At 62.8% G+C, this 23,666-nt stretch carries 17 protein-coding genes; 11 read left to right on the top strand and 6 right to left on the bottom strand.

Annotated elements, in window-relative coordinates; translation table 11 throughout:
- Nucleotides 1-172: 172 nt before the first annotated feature.
- The 6 genes from recC (at nt 173) to yfiB (ending at nt 11,816) form a co-directional block, all read left to right on the top strand.
- Nucleotides 173-3,622: an exodeoxyribonuclease V subunit gamma gene (recC, locus tag AC07W7_RS26170; protein ID WP_495040396.1), complete on the top strand. Its 3,450-nt coding sequence runs from the start codon at nt 173-175 to the stop codon at nt 3,620-3,622.
- Nucleotides 3,619-7,299, top strand: a complete 3,681-nt coding sequence (recB, locus tag AC07W7_RS26175) for an exodeoxyribonuclease V subunit beta (protein ID WP_495040397.1) — start codon at nt 3,619-3,621, stop codon at nt 7,297-7,299. Before recC ends, recB begins: the two co-directional genes overlap by 4 nt.
- Nucleotides 7,296-9,344 carry an exodeoxyribonuclease V subunit alpha gene (recD, locus tag AC07W7_RS26180; RefSeq protein ID WP_495040398.1) on the top strand — a complete coding sequence of 683 codons (2,049 nt, stop codon included), beginning with the start codon at nt 7,296-7,298 and terminating at the stop codon, nt 9,342-9,344. Before recB ends, recD begins: the two co-directional genes overlap by 4 nt.
- 138 nt (nt 9,345-9,482) lie before the next feature.
- Complete coding sequence (gene yfiR / locus AC07W7_RS26185) at nt 9,483-10,055, top strand: regulatory sequestration protein YfiR (protein ID WP_076962667.1); 573 nt, start codon at nt 9,483-9,485, stop codon at nt 10,053-10,055.
- Complete coding sequence (dgcN, locus tag AC07W7_RS26190) at nt 10,052-11,320, top strand: diguanylate cyclase DgcN/YfiN (RefSeq protein WP_076962668.1); 1,269 nt, start codon at nt 10,052-10,054, stop codon at nt 11,318-11,320. Before yfiR ends, dgcN begins: the two co-directional genes overlap by 4 nt.
- Nucleotides 11,301-11,816, top strand: coding sequence for an outer membrane lipoprotein YfiB (gene yfiB / locus AC07W7_RS26195; protein ID WP_413469171.1), 516 nt, complete (start codon nt 11,301-11,303; stop codon nt 11,814-11,816). The genes dgcN and yfiB overlap by 20 nt, the downstream gene beginning before the upstream one ends.
- An 89-nt stretch (nt 11,817-11,905) precedes the next feature.
- On the opposite strand, the gene AC07W7_RS26200 is transcribed toward yfiB, so the two are convergent.
- The gene (locus AC07W7_RS26200) at nt 11,906-12,853 is read right to left on the bottom strand and encodes a LysR family transcriptional regulator (RefSeq protein ID WP_076962670.1); all 948 of its coding nucleotides are present in this window, start codon (nt 12,851-12,853) and stop codon (nt 11,906-11,908) included.
- Between the two features lie 131 nt (nt 12,854-12,984).
- Between AC07W7_RS26200 and AC07W7_RS26205 the strand changes: the two genes are divergently transcribed.
- Nucleotides 12,985-14,511, top strand: coding sequence for a CoA-acylating methylmalonate-semialdehyde dehydrogenase (locus tag AC07W7_RS26205; protein WP_169866431.1), 1,527 nt, complete (start codon nt 12,985-12,987; stop codon nt 14,509-14,511).
- 14 nt (nt 14,512-14,525) lie between these two features.
- Entirely contained in the window at nt 14,526-15,413 is an 888-nt protein-coding gene (mmsB, locus tag AC07W7_RS26210) for a 3-hydroxyisobutyrate dehydrogenase (RefSeq protein ID WP_076962672.1), read from the top strand.
- Nucleotides 15,414-15,461: 48 nt separating this feature from the next.
- Here mmsB and AC07W7_RS26215 read toward each other — a convergent pair whose 3' ends face one another.
- Nucleotides 15,462-15,806 (bottom strand): cupin domain-containing protein, encoded by a 345-nt coding sequence (locus tag AC07W7_RS26215; protein ID WP_076962673.1) that lies wholly within the window; start codon nt 15,804-15,806, stop codon nt 15,462-15,464.
- A 376-nt stretch (nt 15,807-16,182) separates the two neighbouring features.
- On the opposite strand from AC07W7_RS26215, the gene kynB reads away from it, so the two are divergent.
- Nucleotides 16,183-16,833 (top strand): arylformamidase, encoded by a 651-nt coding sequence (gene kynB / locus AC07W7_RS26220; RefSeq protein WP_076962675.1) that lies wholly within the window; start codon nt 16,183-16,185, stop codon nt 16,831-16,833.
- A complete protein-coding gene (kynA, locus tag AC07W7_RS26225; protein ID WP_032862811.1) occupies nt 16,830-17,687 on the top strand; it encodes a tryptophan 2,3-dioxygenase in 858 nt (285 codons plus the stop codon). The genes kynB and kynA overlap by 4 nt, the downstream gene beginning before the upstream one ends.
- Before the next feature lie 171 nt (nt 17,688-17,858).
- Here the strand turns inward: kynA and AC07W7_RS26230 are convergent, their stop codons facing one another.
- The 4 genes from AC07W7_RS26230 to antA all read right to left on the bottom strand — a co-directional run bounded on the left by AC07W7_RS26230 (nt 17,859) and on the right by antA (nt 22,272).
- Nucleotides 17,859-19,262: an amino acid permease gene (locus AC07W7_RS26230; protein ID WP_169898216.1), complete on the bottom strand. Its 1,404-nt coding sequence runs from the start codon at nt 19,260-19,262 to the stop codon at nt 17,859-17,861.
- A 71-nt stretch (nt 19,263-19,333) separates the two neighbouring features.
- The gene (gene antC, locus AC07W7_RS26235; RefSeq protein WP_495040399.1) at nt 19,334-20,341 is read right to left on the bottom strand and encodes an anthranilate 1,2-dioxygenase electron transfer component AntC; all 1,008 of its coding nucleotides are present in this window, start codon (nt 20,339-20,341) and stop codon (nt 19,334-19,336) included.
- A 48-nt stretch (nt 20,342-20,389) separates the two neighbouring features.
- Nucleotides 20,390-20,881 carry an anthranilate 1,2-dioxygenase small subunit gene (gene antB / locus AC07W7_RS26240; protein WP_076962679.1) on the bottom strand — a complete coding sequence of 164 codons (492 nt, stop codon included), beginning with the start codon at nt 20,879-20,881 and terminating at the stop codon, nt 20,390-20,392.
- Nucleotides 20,881-22,272, bottom strand: coding sequence for an anthranilate 1,2-dioxygenase large subunit (gene antA / locus AC07W7_RS26245; protein WP_099169833.1), 1,392 nt, complete (start codon nt 22,270-22,272; stop codon nt 20,881-20,883). The genes antB and antA overlap by 1 nt, the downstream gene beginning before the upstream one ends.
- A 309-nt stretch (nt 22,273-22,581) precedes the next feature.
- Between antA and AC07W7_RS26250 the strand changes: the two genes are divergently transcribed.
- Nucleotides 22,582-23,583, top strand: coding sequence for an AraC family transcriptional regulator (locus AC07W7_RS26250; RefSeq protein ID WP_495040400.1), 1,002 nt, complete (start codon nt 22,582-22,584; stop codon nt 23,581-23,583).
- Nucleotides 23,584-23,666 lie beyond the last annotated feature (83 nt).

Raw genomic sequence — 23,666 nt, forward strand, 5'->3', positions numbered from 1 at the left:
GTAGGTCATCGTCAAGATTAAATTCCGAAACCCCAATTGCGAAAGCAGTTGGGGTTTTGTTTTGGGCGGTTGAAAAGTACTGAGGTGATTTGGCACATAGTCCAACTCTGCCCATAACGCCCTTCAATGCTAAAGTCCCTCCCTCGATTTTGCTTTTCCCAAGGAAGCCGTTATGCCGGATGCAACGTCCCTCAGCGCTGGATTCATGGTCGTCCACGGCAATCGCCTGGATGAACTGCGCAGCCTGGTTGTCAGTTGGATGCGTCGTTATCCGCTGGCTCCCCTGGAAAACGAAATCGCCCTGGTGCAAAGCAACGGCATCGCGCAATGGCTCAAGCTGGCCCTTGCCGAAGACCCGGAAGAGGACGACATGGGGGGCTGCGGCATCGCCGCTGCAATCGACGTGCAACTGCCCGGCAGCTTTATGTGGCAGCTCTATCGCATGGTCCTGGGTCGCGACGAAATCCCGGTCACGTCCCTGCTGGACAAGGCCCCGCTGACCTGGAGATTAATGCGCCTGCTGCCCGAGCTGATCGACCAGCCGCACTTCGAGCCCCTGCAACGTTTCCTCACCCACGACACTGACCTGCGTAAACGCTACCAACTGGCGGAACGCCTGGCCGATTTGTTCGACCAATATCAGGTCTACCGTGCGGACTGGCTGGAAGACTGGGCCGCTGGTCGCCACCAACTGCGCAATGGCCGAGGCGAAGCCAAGCCCCTGAGCCCGGCCAACTGCTGGCAGGCCGAGTTATGGCGGGCGTTGCTGCTGGACGTTGGCGAGCAAGGCATGGCGCAGAGCCGGGCCGGGGTCCACCAGCGTTTTATCGAGCGTATCAATAACCTGGACACCGCCCCGCAAGGCCTGCCGTCCCGAGTCATTGTGTTTGGCATTTCTTCCTTGCCCGCCCAAGCCCTGGAAGCGCTGGCCGGCCTGGCCCGTTTCAGCCAGGTGTTGCTCTGTGTACACAACCCTTGCCGTCACCATTGGTCTGACATCGTTGCCGACAAAGACCTCCTGCGAAACGAATACAAACGCCAGGCGCGCAAAACCGGAATGCCCGTCACCATCGACCCGCAAACCCTGCACCAGCACGCCCACCCCTTGCTGGCCGCCTGGGGCAAGCAAGGCCGCGACTACATCAACCTGCTGGACAGCTACGACGACCCCAACAGCTACCGTTCGGCCTTCCGCGACGGGCGCATCGACCTGTTCAGCGACAGCGAACCGACCACCATCCTCAACCAGTTACAGGACGACATCCTCGAACTGCGCCCGCTCCCGGAAACCCGTGAACGCTGGCCTGCCGTCGATCTGCAGTACGACACCTCGATCCGCTTCCACATCGCCCACAGCGCCCAGCGCGAAGTGGAAATCCTCCACGACCAACTGCTCCAGCGCTTCAGCGCGGACCCCACGTTGCGCCCTCGCGACGTTATCGTCATGGTCCCCGACGTTGACAGCTATGCACCGCATATCCGCGCAGTTTTCGGCCAGTTGGATAAAAAAGACCCACGCTTCATCCCCTTCACCCTGACGGACCAGGGCCAACGGGGCCGCGACCCACTGTTGATCGCCGTCGAGCATCTGCTGAAACTCCCGGACAGCCGTTTCCCGGTCAGCGAAATCCTCGACTTGCTGGACGTCCCCGCCCTGCGCGAACGCTTCGCCATCCAGGAGCGCGACCTGCCCACCCTGCACCGCTGGATAGAAGGTGCGGGCATCCGTTGGGGGCTCAATGCCGAGCAGCGCGCCGGCCTGGGCCTGCCCAGTGCGCTGGAACAGAACAGCTGGCGATTCGGCCTGCGCCGCATGTTGCTGGGCTATGCCGTCGGCAGTGGCGCAGCCTGCGACGGCATTGAACCCTATGACGAAATCGGCGGCCTCGACGCCGCACTGATTGGCCCACTGGTCGCCTTGCTTGACGCACTGCACGCTGCACATCAAGCCCTGTCACAACCCGCAACCCCACAAGCCTGGGGCGCACGCCTGCAAGACCTGATGCAGCGCTTCTTCCTGCCCAGCAATGAACACGATGACTATCTGCTGGGCCAGTTGGAGCAACTGCGGGAAGACTGGCTGGAAACCTGCGAGTCTGTTGGCCTGTACGACGAATTACCGCTGACCGTCGTCCGTGAGGCCTGGCTTGCCGGCCTCGACCAGGGCCGCCTGTCCCAGCGTTTTCTGGCCGGCGCCGTGAACTTCTGCACCCTGATGCCGATGCGCGCCATTCCCTTCAAGCTGGTATGCCTGCTGGGCATGAACGACGGCGACTATCCGCGCGCGCAACCGCCGCTGGATTTCGACTTGATGGGCAGCGACTACCGTCCCGGCGACCGCTCCCGACGTGAAGACGACCGATACCTGCTGCTGGAGGCCCTGCTGTCTGCACGCGACCAGCTCTACATCAGTTGGGTTGGCCGCAGCATCCGCGATAACAGCGAGCGCCCGGCGTCGGTGCTGATCGGCCAGTTGCGCGACCACCTCGCCAGTGGCTGGCAGCATGCCCAGGAGCAACCGCTGCTGGAGGCGATGACCCAGGAGCACCCGCTGCAACCCTTCAGTGCACGCTACTTCCACGCGGGCGATCCACTGTTCAGCTATGCCCGCGAATGGCAGCTATTGCACGCAGCCCAGGACGAGGTCCGCGAAACAACCGGCCTGGCAGCCTACATCCAGGAAGACCCCCTGAGTCTGGGCCAATTGCAGGATTTTTTGCGCAACCCCGTCAGGCATTTCTTCAGTCAGCGCCTCAAAGTGTTTTTCGAGGCTGCCGAAGTGCCCCTGGCCGATGAGGAACCCTTCGTCCTCGACGCCTTGCAGCGCTACACCTTGAGCGACAGCCTGCTCGCCGCCGCGTTGACCGACCCGGATCATCTGGAGCAAGCCCTGGAGGCCCAGGCGCAACGGCTGCAAGGGAGTGGCCTGCTGCCCATGGTCGGCTTCGGCGAATGCCTGCGCAATGAACTGATCGAACCCTTGCCCGACTTGCTGCAACGCTACCAGCAACTCCTGGCGCTTTGGCCTACGCCACACAACACGGCGGAACCCGTCAGTTTCGCGCACCAGGGCATTGAGCTCGATGGCTGGGTCAGCGGCTTGCACCGGCGCAGTGATGGCGGCTTGCTCAGTGTGACCACCATCCCCAACAGCATCGGCTCGATCAAGACCCGCAAGTGGCATCGCCTGATCCGCCCATGGGTCAATCACCTGGTGGCCTGTGCCTGTGGCCTGCCCCTGAGCACCGGCCTGGTGGCGAGTGATGACACACTCCTGCTGGCGCCACTGGCGCAAAACCTTGCCCAGGATGTACTCGGCAATCTGCTCCTGGCCTGGAAAACAGGTATGAGCGAACCGCTACCGATCGCGGTCAAGACCGCCTTCGCCTGGCTCGGCCAGACTGACCCGGACAAAGCCCAGGCCGCCGCGCTTAAAGCCTACGAAGGCGATGGCATCACCAGCGATGGCGAGCGCCGCGAAAGCCCGGCCCTCACCCGACAGTTCCCCGACTATGCGGCCCTGGTCGCCAGCGAAGAGTTTGAAGGCTGGTGCGAAACCCTGTATCGACCCTTGATCAGCGCCCCCTGGCGATCACTGACCAGCGAGGAGGCCCGTCCATGAGTGCCATCAAACCCCTGGCCCTGGCCTTCCCCCTGCGTGGCAGCCAACTGATCGAAGCCAGTGCCGGCACCGGCAAGACTTTCACCATCTCCGCGTTGTACCTGCGCCTGGTCCTGGGCCATGGTGGCGATGAGGCGGGTTTTGGCCGCGAGTTACTGCCGCCGCAAATCCTCGTGGTGACCTTCACCGATGCCGCCACCAAAGAGCTGCGCGAACGCATCCGCACCCGCCTGGCACAGGCGGCGCGCTTCTTTCGTGACGAGATCGAACAGCCCGACGCCTTGATTGCCGAGCTGCGCGATCACTACAGCGCCGAGCAATGGCCAGGCTGCGCCAACCGTCTCGACATCGCCGCGCAATGGATGGACGAGGCCGCCGTCTCGACCATCCACAGTTGGTGCCAGCGCATGCTGCGCGAACACGCCTTCGACAGTGGCAGCCTGTTTACCCAGACCCTGGAAACCGATCACAGCGACCTGCTCGGCGAAGTGCTGCGCGACTACTGGCGGCTGTTCTGCTACCCGATGCACGGCGATGCCCTGAACTGGGTCCGCGCCAACTGGGGCGGCCCTGCGGCGCTGATGCCCCGGGTGCGCGCGTTGTTCGGCAGCGAGCGCCCCAGTGACGACCCCCGCGAGCCTGCCGAACTGATCGAGGCCTGCCTGCACGAGCGCCGTGAGGCCCTGGTGGCGCTCAAGGCCCCTTGGCTGCAATGGGCGGGCGAGTTGCGCGAAATCTGCCTGCAAGCCGTCGCCGCCAAGGCGGTGGATGGCCGCAAGATGCAGGCCCGTTATTTCGAGCCCTGGTTTGAGAAACTCAGCGCCTGGGCCGCCGACGAAACCCTGGAACAACTGGATATCGGCACTGGCTTCACGCGCCTGACCCCCGATGGCATGGCCGAGGCCTGGAAGGGCGATGCGCCCCATCATCCGGGCCTGGATGCCATGGCGGGCCTCAAGGCCAGCCTTGACGCCTTGCCCACGCCTGATGCCGCAGTGTTGCAACACGCGGCCGCCTGGGTCGGCAAACGGTTTGAAGAAGAGAAGCGCCGGCGCGCCGAGATGGGGTTTGACGATATGCTCATTCGCCTGGACGCCGCCCTGCAAGCCGAGGGGGGCGAACGCCTGGCCAGTGTGATCCGCGAGCAGTTCCCGGTGGCCCTGATCGACGAATTCCAGGACACCGACCCGGTGCAGTACCGGATCTTTGAAAGCATCTACCGCATCGAAGACAACAGCCCGCACAGCGGCCTGTTCCTGATCGGCGACCCCAAGCAGGCGATCTACGCCTTTCGCGGCGCCGATATCTACACCTACCTGCGCGCCCGCCAGGCCACCGCCGGGCGCTTGCACACCTTGGGCACCAACTTTCGCTCCAGCCATGCCATGGTCGAGGCGGTCAACCACGTGTTCGAGCGTGCGGAAACCGGGCGTGGGGCATTTCTGTTTCGTGAGCCCGACGGCGAGAACCCGGTGCCGTTCCTGCCGGTCTCTTCCCAGGGCCGCAAGGAGCAGTTGCAGGTCGATGGCCACCCATTGCCGGCCCTGAATCTCTGGCACTTGCCCACCGACCAGCCGATCTCCAATGTGCTGTATCGCCAGCAACTGGCCGGCGCGTGCGCCAGCCAGATTGTCGCGTTGCTCAATGGTGGCCAGCAGGGCACGGCGGGGTTTATCAAGGGGGCGGACTTCGCGCCCGTGCAACCGTCGAACATCGCCATCCTGGTGCGTGACGGCAAGGAGGCCCAGGCCGTACGCGGTGAATTGGCTGCGCGCGGTGTGCGCAGTGTGTACCTGTCCGATAAGGATTCGGTGTTCGCTTCCCAGGAAGCCCACGATCTGCTCGCCTGGCTCAAGGCCTGTGCCGAACCGGATGTCGAGCGCCCGCTGCGCGCGGCCCTGGCCTGCGTCACCCTCAACCTGTCGTTGGCGGAACTGGAGCAACTGAACCAGGACGAACTGGCCTGGGAGCAGCGAGTCATGCAGTTTCGCGACTACCGCGTGATCTGGCGCACCCAGGGCGTGCTGCCGATGCTGCGGCGCCTGCTGCATGACTTCAAGTTGCCGCAAACCCTGATCGCCCGCAGCGATGGCGAACGGGTGCTGACCAACCTGTTGCACCTGTGCGAATTGCTGCAACAGGCCGCCGCTGAATTGGACGGCGAACAAGCGCTGGTCCGTCATTTGGCAGAACACCTGGCGCTGTCGGGCCAGGCTGGCGAAGAGCAGATTTTGCGCCTGGAAAGCGATGAGCAACTGGTCAAGGTGGTGACCATCCACAAATCCAAGGGCCTGGAATACGACCTGGTGTTCCTGCCGTTTATCTGCTCGGCCAAGCCTGTGGACGGCAGTCGCCTGCCGCTGCATTATCACGATGCCAACGGCAAGTCCCAGGTCAGCCTCAAACCCACCGCCGAACTGATCGCCCAGGCCGACGACGAGCGCCTGGCCGAAGACCTGCGCCTGTTCTACGTGGCCCTGACCAGGGCCAAACATGCCTGTTGGCTCGGCGTGGCCGACCTCAAGCGTGGCAATAACAACAGTTCGGTGTTGCACCTGTCGGCCCTGGGCTATCTGCTGGGAGGGGGCGCGGCGTTGGGTGAGTCTGCAGCCCTGGCCCGTTGGCTGATGGATGTGCAGGACGGCTGCGCGGCGATTGCCTACGGGCACATGCCAGACGCCGACAGCAATACCTACCAGCCACCGCGCAATGACGCGACCTTGCTTGCGCCGCTGTTGCCCAAGCGCAAGGCTGCAGAAAACTGGTGGATTGCCTCCTACAGCGCCCTGCGCATCGGCGAAAGCATGAGCGCCGCCAACCTGGAAGCCCCGGAAAGCCCACAAGCACAGAAACTGTTCGACGACGAACGCCTGGACCCGGATGCACCGCGCGAAGTCGCCGCGTCTGGCGGCGATATCCACCGTTTCCCACGGGGGCCCAACCCCGGGACCTTTCTCCACGGCCTGCTGGAGTGGGCCGGCAACGAAGGCTTCAACGTGAGCCCCGAAGCCATCGAAGACGCCGTTGCTCGGCGCTGCAACCGACGCGGCTGGGAAGGCTGGATCGGCACCCTCGGCGGCTGGCTCGGGCACCTGCTGCAAGTGCCACTGGACCTGGGCCATGGGCAGGCAGCGGTGACCCTGAGCGAGCTGCAGCAGTATCAGATCGAAATGGAGTTCTGGTTCGCCAGCCACACCGTCGATGTGCTCGTCCTCGACCAACTGGTCTGCCAATACACCCACGCCGGCGTGTCGCGGGTCGCCGCCGAGCCGGTGTTGCTCAACGGCATGTTCAAGGGCTTTATCGACCTGACGTTTGAACATGACGGCCGCTACTACGTGGCCGACTACAAATCCAACTGGCTCGGCGCCGACGACGCGGCCTACACCCGCGAGGCCATGGAACAGTCGATGCTCGACCATCGCTATGACCTGCAATACGTCCTCTACCTGCTGGCCCTGCATCGCCAGCTCAAGGCGCGGCTGCCTGATTACGATTACGACCGGCATGTGGGCGGCGCCCTCTACCTGTTCCTGCGCGGGGGCCAAGCCGTGAGCCAGGGCGCGTATTTCACCCGGCCGCCACGGGAACTGATCGAACGCCTGGACCTGTTGTTCCAGGGCAAGCCGCAACCGCCCAAGGTCGAACCGGCCTGGGAACAAGGAGTCCTGCTATGAGCCTCTCGACGCTGCCGCTGGAGGCACTGGCACCGCTGGCACACGCTGACGACCTGATGCACCTGCTGGCACGCTGGGTCGAGCGCGGCTGGCTGCGGGCGCTGGACAAGGCGTTCGTGGGTTTTCTGCATGAGCTCGACCCACAGGCCGATCCCCTGGTGCTGCTGGCCGCCGCCCTGACCAGCCACCAACTGGGCCACGGCCACGTGTGCCTGGACGTGTTCGAGACCCTGAACGCCCCGGATTTTGCCCTGTCGTTGCCCCCTGAAGGGGATCTTTCCAGTGGCGCGATGCTGCTGCCTTCGCAACTGCTCGATGGCCTGGACGGTGCGCACTGGTGCCACGCCCTGGCGGCGAGCACGCTGGTGGCGCTGGCTGGCGATGGCAGTGAGACGGCACACAGCCGGCCGCTGGTGTTGTCGGGCAAGCGCTTGTATCTGCGCCGCTACTGGACCTATGAGCGGCGCATCGACAGCGCCTTGCGTCAGCGTCTTGCCGTGCAGGAAGCGGTCTCGGCAGACCTGCCCCAGCGCTTGAATGTCCTGTTCCAGCAGCCGCCACCGGATGGCGTGGTCGACTGGCAGAAACTCGCCTGTGCCCTGGCCACGCGAGGTGCGTTCAGCATCGTCACCGGCGGCCCCGGCACCGGCAAGACCACCACCGTGGTACGCCTGCTGGCATTGCTGCAAGCACCTGCGGTGGAGCAGGGTACGGCGTTGCGCATCCGCCTGGCAGCGCCCACCGGCAAGGCGGCGGCGCGCTTGACCGAGTCCATCAGCCAGCAAGTGCGCTCGCTGCAAGTGCCCGAGGCCGTGCGCGAAAAAATCCCCACCGAGGTCACCACCGTGCACCGTCTGTTGGGCAGCCGTCCCGGTACTCGGCATTTTCGCCATCACGCGGGCAACCTGTTGCCGCTGGATGTGCTGGTGGTGGATGAAGCCTCGATGATCGACCTGGAAATGATGGCCAACCTGCTGGAGGCCTTGCCGCCCCATGCACGCCTGGTGCTGCTGGGGGACAAGGACCAATTGGCCTCGGTGGAAGCCGGCGCGGTGCTTGGCGATTTGTGTCGCGATGCCGAGGCTGGCTGGTACAGCCCCGACACGCGCCAATGGCTGGAGCGTGTCAGCGGCGAGACCCTGGCGGGCAGCGGCCTGCAGGAAGACCTCGACGCCAGTCATCCGCTGGCGCAACAAGTGGTCATGCTGCGTTACTCCCGGCGCTTCGGCGAAGGCAGTGGCATCGGCCAACTGGCGCGCTGGGTCAACCAGCAAAACCCCGAGCAGGCCCGCCAACGGCTGGACGCCGGCAGCCACGACCTGTTTTGCCTGCGCCTCAAGGGCGAGCATGACCGCGCCCTGGAACGCCTGGTGCTGGACGGGCAGGGCGGCGACGCCCAGGGCTATCGCTACTACCTGAACCTGCTGCGCACCTCGCGCCCGGCGGCCGAGACACCACGCGACGACCCGCGCTGGACTGACTGGGCGCGCCAGTTGTTGCAAGCCTTCGATGCCTTCCAGTTGCTGTGCGCGGTGCGCAAGGGCCCCTGGGGGGTGGAGGGCCTCAACCAGCGCATCACGGCGGCGTTGCTCAAGGCGCGGCTGATCGACAGCGACCAGCAATGGTACGAAGGCCGTCCGGTACTGATGACCCGCAACGACTACGGCCTGGGCTTGATGAACGGCGACATCGGAATCGCCTTGAAGCTGCCCGAAAGTGACGGTGGGCCGCAGGTGTTGCGCGTTGCCTTCCCGCGCAACGATGGCCAGGGCGGCGTGCGCTTTGTGTTGCCCAGCCGCCTCAATGATGTGGAAACCGTCTACGCCATGACCGTGCACAAATCCCAAGGCTCGGAGTTCGCCCACACGGCCCTGATCCTGCCGGATGCGCTGAACCCGGTACTGACCAAGGAGCTGATTTACACCGGCATCACCCGGGCCAAGGATCGCTTCAGTTTGATCGAAACCCGTGGTGGGGTTTTCGAGGAAGCGGTGCGGCGCAAGGTGAAACGATTGAGCGGGCTGATGTTGGCGCTAGGGGCATAAGGGCGCAGGCAAAACCTGACCGAACTGTCGGATTTTATTGGTAAATGGCGCAATCTACCTGGGCCCCGTGTCGCTGGGTTTTCCGCCAATATGCTATCGTTGCGGCATCATCCCGAGAAGATCAAAGAGAATCGCTGCATGAACGTGGCTGTCTCGCCCGCAGAGCGTAGTTGGAGCTGGAGACGAATGCTGCTGTTGGCCGTTCTGTGCCTCGTCACGCCTTTGGCTTTTGCCCAGGCGTCCGTTGCCAGTGCGGCTGACCAACGGGCCCAGGCAGTGACCCAAGTGGTGCTGGGGATTCTCAGCTACGCCCGTTGGCCGGTGGAACCCGCCCAACTGCGTTTGTGCATCGTTGGCCCGACCCAATACACCGACGACCTGGTCAAAGGCACCACACAGGCCACGGGCCGACCGGTGGTGGTCCAGCGCCTGCTGGCAGACAACCCCAATATCGTCAACGCCTGCGACGCGCTGTATATCGGCAAGCTCAGCCCTGAAGAACGCAGTCACTTGTTTACCTCGTTGATCGGCCATCCGGTGTTGAGCATCAGCGAAGGCGGTGACCAATGCACCGTGGGCAGTCTGTTCTGCCTGCGGGTCAGCGATGAGCAGGTGTCGTTCGAGGTCAACCTCGATTCCGTGGCCCGCAGCGGTGTGCGCATTCATCCCAGCGTCCTGCAGCTATCCCGTCGTCGGGCGCCGGAGTCATGAAGCTGCGTAACGCCACAAGCCGCCCCACATTACGTTCAGTCCTCGGTCGCGGGCACCTGAGTGTGGCGCTGGTGGCGGTTGCCATGGCCAGTGTGTCCCTGACCCTGCTGGGGGTGTTGGCCCTGCGGGTCTATGCCGACCACAACCTGCACCTGATCGCCCGCTCGATCAACTACACCGTGGAAGCCGCGGTGGTATTCAACGACCGCGTGGCGGCCACCGAAGCCCTGGCGCTGATCGCCACCACCGAAGAAGTGGCCGAAGCCCGGGTGCTGGACCTCAATGGCAACACCCTGGCCCACTGGGTGCGCCCGGAAACCGGGATGCTGTCCCAGGTGGAGCTGGAACTGGCCCACACGCTGCTGGAAGAACCCATCAGCCAAGCGATCCTGCATCAAGGCAAGAAGATTGGCACCGTCGAGCTGAGTGGCCACGGCGGTAGCCTGTTGCGCTTTTTGCTCAGCGGCCTGGCGGGGATCGTTGTGTGTACGGCCATCAGTGGCTGGGTGGCGATTTACCTGGCGCGGCGCATGTTGCGCGGTATCACCGGCCCGTTGCACCGCCTGGCCGATGTTGCCCACGCCGCGCGCAGCGAGCGGGCCTTCGACCGCCGCGTGCCGCCGGCACAGATTGCCGAACTCGATAACCTGGGCAATGACTTCAATGCCTTGCTCGATGAGTTGGAAGCCTGGCAAACCCACCTGCAAAGCGAAAACGAAACCCTTGCTCACCAGGCCAGCCATGACAGCCTGACCGGGCTGCCCAACCGCGCCTTCTTCGAGGGCCGCCTGATCCGGGCCTTGCGCAGCGCGGCCAAGCTCAACGAGCGGGTGGCGGTGCTGTTTCTCGACAGCGACCGCTTCAAAGACATCAACGACAACTTCGGGCACGCCGCCGGTGACGCGGTACTGGTGGCCGTCGCCGCGCGCATACGGGCGCAACTGCGCGAGAGCGACCTGGTGGCGCGCCTGGGCGGCGATGAGTTCGCCATCCTGCTTTCGCCCCTGCACAAGCTCGAAGATGCCCAGCGCATCGCCGAAAAAATCATCGCCAGCATGGACCAACCCATTCCGCTGCCGGGCAACACCCAAGTGTTGACCTCACTCAGTATCGGTATTGCGGTTTATCCCGATCATGGCACCACTCCCGGCGCCTTGCTCAATGCTGCCGATGCGGCGATGTACCAGGCCAAACGCCTTTCCCAGGGCGGCCAGCACACGGCGGAGTCGGAGCACCCCGCTGCCAATGTTCAACACAGGAGTTGATCCCTTGTTTGCTAACACCCGCGTTCTCTTTATCACCTTGTTTATCGCACTGCTGGCCCTGAGTGGCTGCCAAACCGCCCCACCCAAGGGCCTGACCCCGGCACAAGTGGCGGTGCTCAAGCAACAAGGCTTCGAGCTGACCGACGAAGGCTGGGCCTTCGGCCTGTCGGGCAAAGTGCTGTTTGGCAGCGACGTCGAAAAACTCAACAAGCCCAGCACCGATATCGTCGAACGCATTGGCAAGGCCCTCACCGGCGTGGGCATCGAACGTGTGCGTGTAGACGGCCACACTGACGCCTCGGGCAAGGAAACCTACAACCAGCAACTGTCCCTGCGCCGGGCGAAAAGCGTGGGCAAGGTCTTGGTGGCGGTGGGTATGAAGGAAGAAAATGTGCAACTGCGCGGCCTGGGCAGCAGCGAGCCGGTGGCGTCCAACAGCACCTCCGCGGGCCGTACCGAAAACCGCCGGGTGTCGATTGTAGTGATCGCCGACTGAGCCGACAGGCCGGTATAAATTTGAAATACGCCCAACTGTGGGAGCGAGCTTGTCGGGTCGCTCCCACAGTTGCTTCAGTGTTCTGGCGGCTATTGGGCAAACACCATCTCCCGCGTCTGCCCCATCAACAACCCCTGGTTCTGCTCCGTCACTTCCCTGATGTAATCCCACAGCAGAGTAATCCGCTTCAACTTCCTCAGATCCTCACGGCAATACATCCAAAACTGCCGCGTCACAGTGACCTCCTCCCCCAGCACCGGTAGCAACCGCGGATCCTGCGCAGCCAGGAAGCACGGCAGGATCGCCAGCGAACGCCCCTGCTGCGCCGCCACGTACTGCGCGATCACGCTGGTGCTGCGCAGGCTGGCGCTGGCGCCCGGGACGACATTGGCCAGGTACAGCAGCTCTGAGCTGAACGCCAGGTCATCCACATAGCTGATAAACGGATGGTCGGCCAGGTCGGCCGGGCGGCGGATGGGCGGGTGTTGGTCGAGGTAGTCCTGGGTCGCGTACAGCTGCAGCTTGTAGTCGCACAGTTTGCAGCACACGTAGGGCCCGTGTTCCGGGCGCTCCAGGGCGATGACAATGTCGGCTTCGCGCTTGGACAGGCTGATGAAGTGGGGCAGGGGCAGGATGTCGACCGAGATCGCCGGGTAGGTGTCGACGAAGTGGCTCAGTTGCGGGGTGACGAAAAAGCTGCCGAACCCCTCGGTGCAGCCCATGCGCACATGCCCGGACAGTGCCACGCCGGAGCCGGAGACTTGTTCGCAGGCCATGTGCAAGGTGCTTTCGATGGACTCGGCATAACCCAGCAAGCGCTGGCCTTCGTTGGTCAGCACAAAGCCGCTGGTCCGGGATTTCTCGAACAGCAGGGTGCCCAGGGAGCCTTCCAGAGAACTGATGCGCCGCGACACGGTGGTGTAGTCCACCGCCAGGCGCTTGGCGGCGACGCTGGCCTTGCGGGTGCGGGCCACTTCGAGGAAAAACTTCAGGTCGTCCCAGTTCAGCGAGCCTAAAGAGGTGATGTTTTTTTGCATGTTGGACCGGCTTTTATGTGGGTTCTTATTGGAAGTTTGCACATCTATACTCCAAAAATCGTCCGAACGCCTCATCCTCAAGGCGCTTCACGCCTTGGCTCTCTGCATAACTACAAGATCTGGAGACCCCCATGAACGCATCGCTTACGTCTGCCGATACCACCGTGAAACAGGCCAAACTGTTGATCAACGGTGAATGGGTCGAGTCCAAGACCACCGAGTGGCAAGACATCGTCAACCCGGCGACCCAACAAGTCCTGGCCCGTGTGCCCTTCGCCACGGCCGATGAAGTCAACGCGGCCATCGACGCCGCCCATCGCGCCTTCCAGACCTGGAAGCTGACGCCGATCGGCGCGCGCATGCGCATCATGCTCAAGCTGCAAGCGCTGATCCGTGAACATTCCAAGCGCATTGCCGTCGTCCTCAGTGCCGAGCAAGGCAAGACCATTGCCGATGCCGAGGGCGATATTTTCCGTGGCCTGGAAGTGGTCGAACACGCTTGCTCCATCGGCACCCTGCAAATGGGCGAGTTTGCCGAGAACGTCGCCGGTGGCGTCGATACCTACACCCTGCGCCAACCCATCGGCGTGTGCGCCGGCATCACCCCGTTCAACTTCCCGGCGATGATCCCGCTGTGGATGTTCCCCATGGCCATCGCCTGCGGTAACACCTTTGTGCTCAAGCCGTCGGAACAGGATCCACTGTCGACCCTGATGCTGGTGGAGCTGGCGCTGGAGGCTGGCGTGCCAGCGGGCGTGCTGAACGTGGTCCACGGCGGCAAGGAGGTGGTGGATGCCCTGTGCACCCACAAAGATATCAAGGCCGTGTCCTTTGTCGGTTCGACCGCTGTCGGCACCCACGTCTACGACCTGGCGGGCAAGCACGGCAAGCGTGTGCAGTCGATGATGGGCGCGAAGAACCATGCGGTGGTGCTGCCGGATGCCAACCGTGAACAAACCCTCAATGCCCTGGTCGGCGCCGGTTTCGGTGCGGCCGGTCAGCGCTGCATGGCCACCTCGGTGGTGGTGCTGGTCGGCGCGGCCAGGCAGTGGCTGCCGGACCTCAAGGCCCTGGCGCTGAAACTCAAAGTCAACGCCGGCAGCGAAGCCGGCACCGACGTGGGCCCGGTGATTTCCAAGCGCGCCAAGGCACGTATCCTCGACCTGATCGCCAGCGGCGTGAAAGAAGGTGCCAAGCTGGAACTGGATGGCCGCGACATCCAGGTGCCGGGCTTCGAGCAAGGCAACTTCGTCGGCCCGACCCTGTTCTCGGGCGTGACCACCGATATGCAGATCTACACCCAGGAAATCTTCGGCCCGGTGCTGGTAGTGCTGGAGGTCGATACCCTCGACGAAGCCATCGCCCTGGTCAACGCCAACCCGTTCGGCAACGGCACCGGCCTGTTCACCCAGAGCGGTGCGGCGGCGCGCAAGTTCCAGAGCGAAATCGACGTCGGCCAGGTGGGCATCAACATTCCGATCCCGGTGCCAGTGCCAATCTTCAGCTTCACCGGTTCCCGTGGCTCGAAACTCGGCGACCTGGGCCCGTACGGCAAGCAAGTGGTGCAGTTCTACACCCAGACTAAAACCGTCACCAGCCGCTGGTTCGACGACGACAGCGTCAATGATGGCGTCAACACCACCATCAACCTGCGTTGATCAAGGAGACGAGCATGAAGATTGCATTTATCGGCCTGGGCAACATGGGCGCCCCCATGGCCCGCAACCTGATCAAGGCTGGCCACGCGCTGAACCTGTTCGACCTGAACCAGACCGTGCTCAAGGAACTGGCCGAATTGGGCGGCACCATCAGCGCCTCACCGCGCGCAGCAGCAGAAGGCGCCGAACTGGTGTTGACCATGCTGCCTGCTGCCGCCCATGTGCGCAGCGTCTGGCTGAATGAAGACGGCGTGCTCGCCGGTATCGGCAAAGGCGTACCGGCCGTGGATTGCAGCACCATCGACCCACAGACTGCCCGCGATGTGGCGGCTGCGGCAGCCAGGCACGGCGTGGCGATGGCTGATGCACCCGTGTCGGGCGGCACCGGTGGGGCGCAGGCCGGGACGCTGACCTTTATGGTCGGCGCCACCCCGGAACTGTTCGCCACCCTGCAACCGGTGTTGGCGCAGATGGGCCGCAACATCGTGCATTGCGGTGAAGTCGGCACCGGGCAGATCGCCAAGATCTGCAACAACCTGCTGCTGGGGATCAGCATGGTCGGCGTCAGCGAGGCCATGGCCCTGGGCGATGCACTGGGCATCGACACCCAGGTGCTGGCTGGCATCATCAACAGCTCCACCGGGCGTTGCTGGAGTTCCGACACCTACAACCCATGGCCGGGGGTGAGCGAGACCGCGCCGTCATCCAGGGGCTATACCGGTGGGTTTGGCGCCGACTTGATGCTCAAGGACCTGGGCCTGGCGACCGAAGCGGCCCGCCAGGCGCACCAGCCGGTGATCCTGGGGGCGGTGGCGCAGCAGTTGTATCAAGCGATGAGCCAGCGCGGGGACGGGGGCAAGGACTTCTCGGCGATCATCAACAGCTATCGCAAACCCCAGTAAGGGCTTTTCCGGGAGCTCGCGTCGGGCGGGTTCCCGGGTTTTTCTCGATCAGGCAAACACGAAATACTTACGCACTGTCTCGACCACTTCCCACGTGCCCTTCATACCGGGCTCCACCACAAAGATATCCCCAGCGCGCAAATGGATCGGCTCCAGGCCATCCGGGGTGATCACGCAGTAGCCTTCCTGGAAATGGCAGTATTCCCACTTCACGTATTCCACGTACCACTTGCCCGGGGTGCAGATCCAGGTGCCCATGATCTTGCTGCCGTCTTCGCTGGTGTAGGCGTTGAGGTTGACGGTGTGTGGGTCGCCTTCGAGTTTCTGCCATTTGCAGGCATCCAGGACCGGTAGGGGATGGGTATCGCGCAGTACAGTGATCGGCTGGGACATGATGGCTCCAAGGTTGAGACGTGAAGGCCAACCCTATAGCGCTTGCCCGAATGGCTGTGGTCTGAACTCGACACTGGGATGCCCAGAAGCGCATTGCCATACGCTTCCCAAACCTATACCGAACCCTGTGGGAGCTGGCTTGCCTGCGATACAAGCACCGAGGTGTGTCAGTCACACCGCAGTGATGCTATCGCAGGCAAGCCAGCTCCCACATAAGCTCGCACACATTTGATCGGCGATGGGTGATGGATCTGTTCAATAATCAGACGTTTCTTCGCAGTAAGTACGAAAGAAATCAGCCTTCGCGCTGGAATTCGCAAGAATATTTACCGCTGGCCCTCGTATCATTCACTTTAGAAACAGCCGAGAGCCTCGTATGAATCCAATAAAAACGTGGTGGGATATCAGCCCACCCTTGAGCACCGCCACCCCGACCTGGCCGGGCGATACGCCCTTCCAGGAAGAACGCGTCTGGCAGTTCGGCCCCGAATGCCCGGTGAACGTCGGGCGCATTACCCTGTCGCCCCACACCGGTGCCCATGTCGATGCGCCGTTGCACTACAGTGCCGACGGCGCGCCCATCGGCGAAGTCTCGCTGGATGTGTACCTGGGCCCGTGCCGGGTGCTGTATTGCCTGGACAGCGGCGCGCTGGTGCAGCCCGAGCAGTTGCAGGGGCGCCTGGATAACCTGCCGGAGCGGGTGCTGCTGCGCACTTATCAACAGGCGCCGCTGACTACCTGGGATGCGGACTTCACCGCCGTTGCCAAAGAAACGGTCGAGCTGCTGGCCAGCCTCGGCGTGCGCCTGATCGGCATCGACACGCCGTCCCTGGACCCGCAACAGTCCAAGACCATGGATGCCCACAACGCCGTCGCCCGGCATGGCATGGCGATTCTCGAAGGCATCGTGCTCGACGATGTGCCGCAGGGCGATTACGAGTTGATCGCGCTGCCGCTGCGTTTTGCCAACCTCGATGCCAGCCCGGTACGAGCAATCCTGCGCCCGCTCAAGGAGCCCACGCGATGAGCCAGTGTCCTTTTTCCCCTGATTACCAGCCGCCGGAAGAATGGCATAACGCCGAGCTGAATTTTTCCGAATCCATGAGCTACGGCGACTACCTGGACCTGGGCAAAGTGCTCACGGCCCAGCACCCGCTGTCGCCGGACCACAATGAGATGCTGTTTATCATCCAGCACCAGACCTCCGAGCTGTGGATGAAACTCATGCTCCACGAACTCAAGGCCGCCCGTGAACATGTGCGCCTGGGTGAGCTGGCGCCGGCGTTCAAGATGCTGGCGCGGGTGTCGCGGATTTTCGACCAACTGGTGCACGCCTGGGCGGTGCTGGCGACCATGACGCCGTCGGAGTACAAGGCGATCCGCCCGTACCTGGGGCAGTCGTCGGGCTTCCAGTCGTTCCAGTACCGGGAAATTGAGTTCATCCTCGGCAATAAAAGCGCGGCATTGTTGCGGCCTCACGCCCATCGCCCGGAATTGCTCAAGGAGCTGCAAGTGGCGATTGCCACGCCGTCGCTGTATGACGAGGCGATCAACTTGATGATCAAGGCGGGCCTGGCGATTGACCCGCAGCGCGCGCAACGCGACCCGACGGCGCCGACGGTGCATGACGAATCGGTGGAGGCGGCGTGGCGCGAGGTGTACCGCGATCCGAACCGTTACTGGGACCTGTATCAGTTGGCCGAGAAGTTTATCGACCTGGAGGACTCGTTCCGCCAATGGCGCTTCCGCCATGTGACCACGGTGGAGCGGATCATCGGCTTCCAGCCGGGCACCGGTGGCACCGAAGGTGTGGGGTACTTGCGCAAGATGCTCGACACGGTGCTGTTCCCCGAGCTGTGGCGGGTGCGTTCGACGCTTTAATAAAAAAGCCCCGGTTCTCCGGGGCTTTTTGTTGGCAATGCATACCTATTGTGACCCCGTTCATGTGGGAGCCGGGCTTGCCCGCGATGCAGGCGGCGCGGTCATTCAGTTAGACCGAGTCGATGCCATCGCAGGCAAGCCAGCTCCCACACAAGCCAGCTCCTACACAGGTTATTGCGCGACAGCCAGGGCCTTGGTCTTCTTGGAGCGCAACCAGTACGCCAGGAAGAGAATCCCCACCCACACCGGCATCGCATACACCGATGGGCGCATGTCCGGGATGGCCAGCATCACGCCAACGATCACCAGCATGAACGCCAGGCACAGGTAGTTGCTGAACGGGAACCAGAAGGTCTTGAACGACGGCACCACGCCTTGCTCGCCCATGGCCTTGCGGAACTTGATGTGGGTCAGGCTGATCAGCGCCCAGTTGATCATCAGCGAAGCAACCACCAGGGCAAACAACAGCACCAGTGCATCCTTGGGTGCCACGTAGTTGATCACCACGCACAGCAACGTCACCAGGGCCGAAATGCCCAGGGCGCGCAACGGTACGCCTTGCTTGTTGAGCTTCATCAGCGCCTTGGGCGCGTCGCCTTGCTCGGCCAGGCCGAACAGCATGCGGCTGTTGCAGTACACGCCGCTGTTGTACACCGACAGGGCGGCGGTCAGCACCACGAAGTTGAGGATGTGCGCGGCGGTGTCGTTACCGATCAACGAGAAGATCTGCACGAACGGGCTGGCACTGTAGGCATCGCCGGAAGCGCCGAGGGTTTGCAGCAGTTGATCCCAGGGGTACAGCGACAGCAGCACGGTCAGGGCGCCGACGTAGAAAATCAGGATCCGGTACACCACCTGGTTGATCGCCTTGGGGATCACCTTGCGCGGCTCGCTGGCTTCGGCAGCCGTAATACCCACCAGCTCCAGGCCGCCGAACGAGAACATGATGAACGCCATCGCCATCAAAAGGCCCATGCCGCCGTTGGGGAAGAAACCGCCGTGGTCCCACAGGTTGCTGATCGAGGCTTGCGGGCCGCCGGTGCCGCTGAACAGCAGGTAGCAGCCGAGCACGATCATGCCGATGATCGCCACTACCTTGATGATCGCGAACCAGAATTCGGTCTCACCGAAGAACTTCACGTTCAGGGTGTTGATCAGGTTCACTGCGATAAAGAACACCACCGCGCTGACCCAGGTCGGCACCTCCGGCCACCAGAACTGGATGTACTTGCCCACCGCCGTTAATTCGGCCATGCCCACCAGCACATACAGCACCCAGTAGTTCCAGCCGGCGAGGAAGCCAGCATAGCCGCCCCAGTACTTGTGGGCGAAGTGGCTGAAGGAGCCGGCGACCGGTTCCTCGACGATCATCTCGCCCAGTTGGCGCATGATCAGGAACGCGATAAACCCGGCTATCGCATAGCCCAGGATCATCGAAGGCCCCGCCGATTTCAGCACCCCGGCCGAACCGAGGAACAAACCCGTACCAATCGCCCCGCCCAGGGCAATCAGCTGAATATGCCGGTTTTTCAGGCCACGCTTGAGGCCCACCGGGTTAACCATGTCATCCGCCATTAACATTCCCTTTTACTTGTTTTTTTCAGGGTTGATCCTGCACGCCAGACCCGCCCCTCACTGCTGAGGGGTCAGATATTACTCTCGGTAAACTTTTCGTAATACAGCTGAACGCCATCAAGTGCCTGTTCTTGCAGCCAGTTCTTGATCGATTCGACCATTGGCGGGGGGCCGCATACGTACATATCGGCCGATTTATCCCGCAATTCGGCCAGGTCGAAATGCTCGGTCAAATAGCCGCGCTTGCCGGGCCATTGCGGCGCTGGGTCGCTGAGCACTTCGGTGTAGCGAAACCCCGGGATGGATCGGGCATACGCCTTGATACGCTCGGCCTCGCACAAATCCTCGGCCCCGCGCACGCCGTAATACAAATGCACTGGCTGCTTGCAGCCGCGCTCGGCCAGCTCATCGAGCATGCCCAGCAACGCCGACAACCCGGTGCCGCCGGCCACCAGTACCAGCGGCTGGGTGACGTGCCTCAGATAAAACGCGCCCAGCGGTGCCTCCAGTCGCAGTTCATCGCCGACCTGGCAGCGTTCGCGGATGTAATTGCTCATCACCCCGTCCGGCAGCAGGCGGATCAGAAACTGCAAACGGTTGCCCGGACGGTTGGCAAAAGAGTACGAGCGCTGACTATCGGTGCCGGGAATCGACAGCCGGGCATACTGGCCTGGCAGAAAATCCAGGGCCTGCTCCAGTTGCACCGACAAAATCGCCGTGCTGGCCGACACCTGTTGCACCTCGCACACCCTGGCGCTGACCTGCACCGGCCCGGGCGCATTGCACAGGCTTGAATCGAAATCGAAGTAAAACGCCGCGTCGGATTGGACCCGGGTCTGGCAACTGAGCATCTTGCGCTGTTGCAGGTCGAGGCTGGACAGGGCCTCGTCGTCCACATAGTCCTGGCTGTAGTCGCCGGACTCGCAGCGCCCCTGGCAGGTGCCGCACACGCCTTCGCGGCAATCGAGGGGGATCTTGATGCCGTTGCGTAGCGCCGCATCCAGCAGGATCTCGTTGGCGCTCACCGGGAAGAACAAGGTCTTGCCGTCGGCAAAACTGAAGGCCACTTTGTGATTCATCCACCGTTCTCCATGGATATTTTGCGTATTCGCCGTGGGAGGGCAACGTCAGAGGTGGTAGAAATCCAGCACCGAGTTGATGGTGTCGTTGAGCAGCAACGCGTGCTTGCGCGTGATCAGCCAACTGTCGCCATGGGGCTTGAGGCTATAGGTGGCGTGGCCATAGAACTGCTCCGACATCGCCAACCGATAAAACAGCGTGTGCCAGTTCAGCCGCACCTCCAGGCAGCCATCAGCCTGCTCGGCAATCCGTACGTTATTGATCAGGTGCAAGGTGCGCGGCATGGGGGTGGCGGACGCCGCCTTGCCGGTGCGCAGGCGGAACACTCGGTCTTCCAGGCCCGAACGGTTGGCGTAGTAGATCAGCGACATCTCGCGCTTGGGGTCGCGAGTGTAGACGTGCTCCGAATCCCATTGCGGCAGGTGGAACTCACTCTGCGGGTCGAACAACTGCACATAGGCGTCCCAGTCCTGGGCGTCGCACAGCTCGGATTTGCGGTAGAAAAACTGCTCGATCTGGTACTGCAATGGCGCGTTCATCATTTCACCTCGTGCAGTTTCAAGGATTGTGCGTCCAGACCGTCCAGCAGGAAGGTCTGCCAGTTGCGGTGCTGGTTGACGTACAGCCCTTCGTGGGTGAATTCGGTGCCGGTCATGGCCGGTTGGATGCCGATGGCCTCGCTGTTGGGCGTCGGCCCGGTTGCCCAGCGATGGCTGCCCCGGGAGATATCGCTCCAGCGTTCCAGGCGGCCCTGGAAGCCGCGCTGGGCTTCGCGAAATTCCACCAGGTCATCCGGGGTGCCCATGCCCGACACGTTGAAGAAGTCTTCAAACTGGCGGATACGGTTTTCGCGGTCAGCGTCGGATTCGTGCTTGACCCCCAGGCACTGGCTGATGATCTCGGTCTTGTTCCACGCCACCGGGCGGATGATGCGCAGTTGCGAGCTGATCTGGTCGAGGAAGAACAGGCTCGGGTACACGTTGAGGTTGCGCAGGCGGTGCATCATCCACTCGGCCTTTTGCTGGCCGTGCTCTGCCACCAGGCGCGGCATGATGGTGGCGTAGCCGGAGCGCACGCTGGGGTTGGGCATATCGCTGAACAACACACTGTGGCCGTTGTTGAAGGCGAACCAGCCGTCATCGGTATTGGCATCGCCGGCGCCGAGTTTGCTGTAGTCCAGGGTGCTGCCGGAGGCACTGCCGTTTTGCGTATTGACCTGCTGGCGATGCTGCACCGTGGCCACGTAGTTATAGTGCACGGTGCTGACGTGGTAGCCGTCCAGGCCGTTTTCGTTTTGCAGCTTCCAGTTGCCGTCGTAGGTGTAGGCCGACTTGCCGGGCAGCACCTCCAGCTCACCGGTGGCGGATTGCGCGACCATCATGTCGAAGAACACTTTGGCGTCGCCGAGGAAGTCTTGCAGGCTGTCGGTGCCGTGCACGTCGAGGCTGATAAACACAAAGCCCTTGTAGCTTTCGATACGCGCCTTCTTCAGGCCGCGGGTGGCCTTGTCGAAACCTTCCGGGTATTCCCCCGGCGCCTTGACCTTCACCAGGCGCCCGTCGCTCTTGTAGCACCAGGCGTGGAACGGGCAGGTAAAGGTGGACTGGTTGCCCTTGCCGACGCGGGTCAGGGTGGTGCCGCGATGTTGGCAGGCGTTGATCAGGGCGTTGAGCTGGCCTTCGCCGTCGCGGGTGATGATCATCGGCTGGCGCCCGGCGCGCATGGTCACGAAGTCATGGTTGTTGGCCAGTTCGCTTTCGTGGCAGGCGTAGATCCAGTTCTTCTCGAAGATCAGTTCCATCTCCAGGTCGAACAGTTCGGGCTCGGTGAACATGTCACGGGCGATGCGGAACACACCCTCGGCCGGACGGAAATCCAGGCAGCTTTCGATAAACGTTTTCCACTGCTCGACGCTTCTTGCACCACTCATGGGAGGCACCTTTTATTGGGTAGCTAATCGGTGGTTCATTAGAGGCGGGCAGGGGGGCGGCCAGCTATCCGCTTAGTGGGGGAAGATGGGCCGCATAGTTGGGGAGCAAGTACCCACTTGGGTGCAACGCCGCCGGGGAATGCGCTACTGTCTGGCCAGGCAATGGTCGTAAAAGCCGGTTTCTTATCCACATAGTCGACGCTCGTTATCCACTCAGTGGGCAAGTGCGCGAGGTGGCGCAGAACTTGCCTTGATCCACCGGACGCGCCGTCAGAGCGCGCTGGCCACAACCGCCGTGAGTGCACCCTGATGAGTAGCCATACACGCGATATCCGTATTGAACGTTTCGACCTTGAAGGCGCCCGCAGTTGGATGTCCGGCATCTGCGGGCCCCATCGCCTGGAAACCACCGCGCCTGCGCGCCTGCGCTTCCATCACAGTGCCAATGTGTTCAAGTCCCGCGCCACCACGCTGGGGGTGATCGAATATGGCACCGACGTGACCATCGATATCGAAGACGCCGAACACTTTCGCAGCTACAGCCTGAGCCTGCCGCTGGTGGGCGAGCAGGAGTTGAGCAAGGGCGGCCAGCGCCTGAGTTCCAACCGCGACCAGGGCGTGATCATCTCGCCCAATGAACACCAGGTGCTGGCGATCTCCGGCGACTGCCGCAAGTTGCAGGTGGTGATCACCCGCGCGGCGATGAGCGAAATCCTGGAGGGCCTGTTACAGCGGCCGATTGATGCGCCGTTGCGCTTTGAAGCGGTGATGGATGCGGTGCAGGGTGCACCGGCGGCGTGGTGGCGCATGGCGCGGCACGTTATCGCGGAGCTGGAACACAGCAGCGAGCTGTATGACCAGGCCGCGTTTACCCGCGACCTGGAAAGCTCGCTGATCAAGGGCCTGATCCTGGCCCAGCCGAACAACTACTCCGAAGAACTGCGCGACGTGCTGGGCGTGAAGTTGCCCCACTACCTGATCCGCGCCCGCCAATATATCCACGATAACGCCCGCGAAGCGCTGCACCTGGAAGACCTGGAGGCGGCCACCGGGGTGTCGCGGTTCAAGCTGTTCGATGCGTTTCGCAAATACTTCGCCCTGTCCCCCATGGCCTACTTGAAAAAGTACCGCCTGGGCGCGGTGCGCCAGGAGATTCTGGAGCATGGGGCAACCCGCACCATCTCCGAAATCGCCTTGGGCTGGGGCTTTACCCACCTGGGAAGGTTTTCGGCGGAGTACCGCAAACTGTTCGAGGAATCCCCCAGCCAGACGCTGCAACGTAACGGTGCGCGGCGCATGCGCGGTGCCTGAACACACTGCCGATCAAAATGTAGGAGCTGGCTTGCCTGCGATAGCGGTGGGGCAGTCAAAGAATCTGGTGACTGATCCACCGC

Source organism: Pseudomonas sp. GW821-FHT01D09 (assembly GCF_059422465.1).

Coding starts and splice junctions, on each gene's coding strand:
- recC (WP_495040396.1), top strand. CDS start 173: ATGCCGGATGCAACGTCCCTCAGCGCTGGATTCATGGTCGTCCACGGC.
- antC (WP_495040399.1), bottom strand. CDS start 20,341: ATGAATCACAAAGTGGCCTTCAGTTTTGCCGACGGCAAGACCTTGTTC.
- AC07W7_RS26250 (WP_495040400.1), top strand. CDS start 22,582: ATGAGTAGCCATACACGCGATATCCGTATTGAACGTTTCGACCTTGAA.
- AC07W7_RS26205 (WP_169866431.1), top strand. CDS start 12,985: ATGAACGCATCGCTTACGTCTGCCGATACCACCGTGAAACAGGCCAAA.
- kynA (WP_032862811.1), top strand. CDS start 16,830: ATGAGCCAGTGTCCTTTTTCCCCTGATTACCAGCCGCCGGAAGAATGG.
- mmsB (WP_076962672.1), top strand. CDS start 14,526: ATGAAGATTGCATTTATCGGCCTGGGCAACATGGGCGCCCCCATGGCC.
- antA (WP_099169833.1), bottom strand. CDS start 22,272: ATGAGTGGTGCAAGAAGCGTCGAGCAGTGGAAAACGTTTATCGAAAGC.
- recD (WP_495040398.1), top strand. CDS start 7,296: ATGAGCCTCTCGACGCTGCCGCTGGAGGCACTGGCACCGCTGGCACAC.
- yfiB (WP_413469171.1), top strand. CDS start 11,301: ATGTTCAACACAGGAGTTGATCCCTTGTTTGCTAACACCCGCGTTCTC.
- AC07W7_RS26200 (WP_076962670.1), bottom strand. CDS start 12,853: ATGCAAAAAAACATCACCTCTTTAGGCTCGCTGAACTGGGACGACCTG.
- yfiR (WP_076962667.1), top strand. CDS start 9,483: ATGAACGTGGCTGTCTCGCCCGCAGAGCGTAGTTGGAGCTGGAGACGA.
- AC07W7_RS26230 (WP_169898216.1), bottom strand. CDS start 19,262: ATGGCGGATGACATGGTTAACCCGGTGGGCCTCAAGCGTGGCCTGAAA.
- AC07W7_RS26215 (WP_076962673.1), bottom strand. CDS start 15,806: ATGTCCCAGCCGATCACTGTACTGCGCGATACCCATCCCCTACCGGTC.
- antB (WP_076962679.1), bottom strand. CDS start 20,881: ATGAACGCGCCATTGCAGTACCAGATCGAGCAGTTTTTCTACCGCAAA.
- recB (WP_495040397.1), top strand. CDS start 3,619: ATGAGTGCCATCAAACCCCTGGCCCTGGCCTTCCCCCTGCGTGGCAGC.
- dgcN (WP_076962668.1), top strand. CDS start 10,052: ATGAAGCTGCGTAACGCCACAAGCCGCCCCACATTACGTTCAGTCCTC.
- kynB (WP_076962675.1), top strand. CDS start 16,183: ATGAATCCAATAAAAACGTGGTGGGATATCAGCCCACCCTTGAGCACC.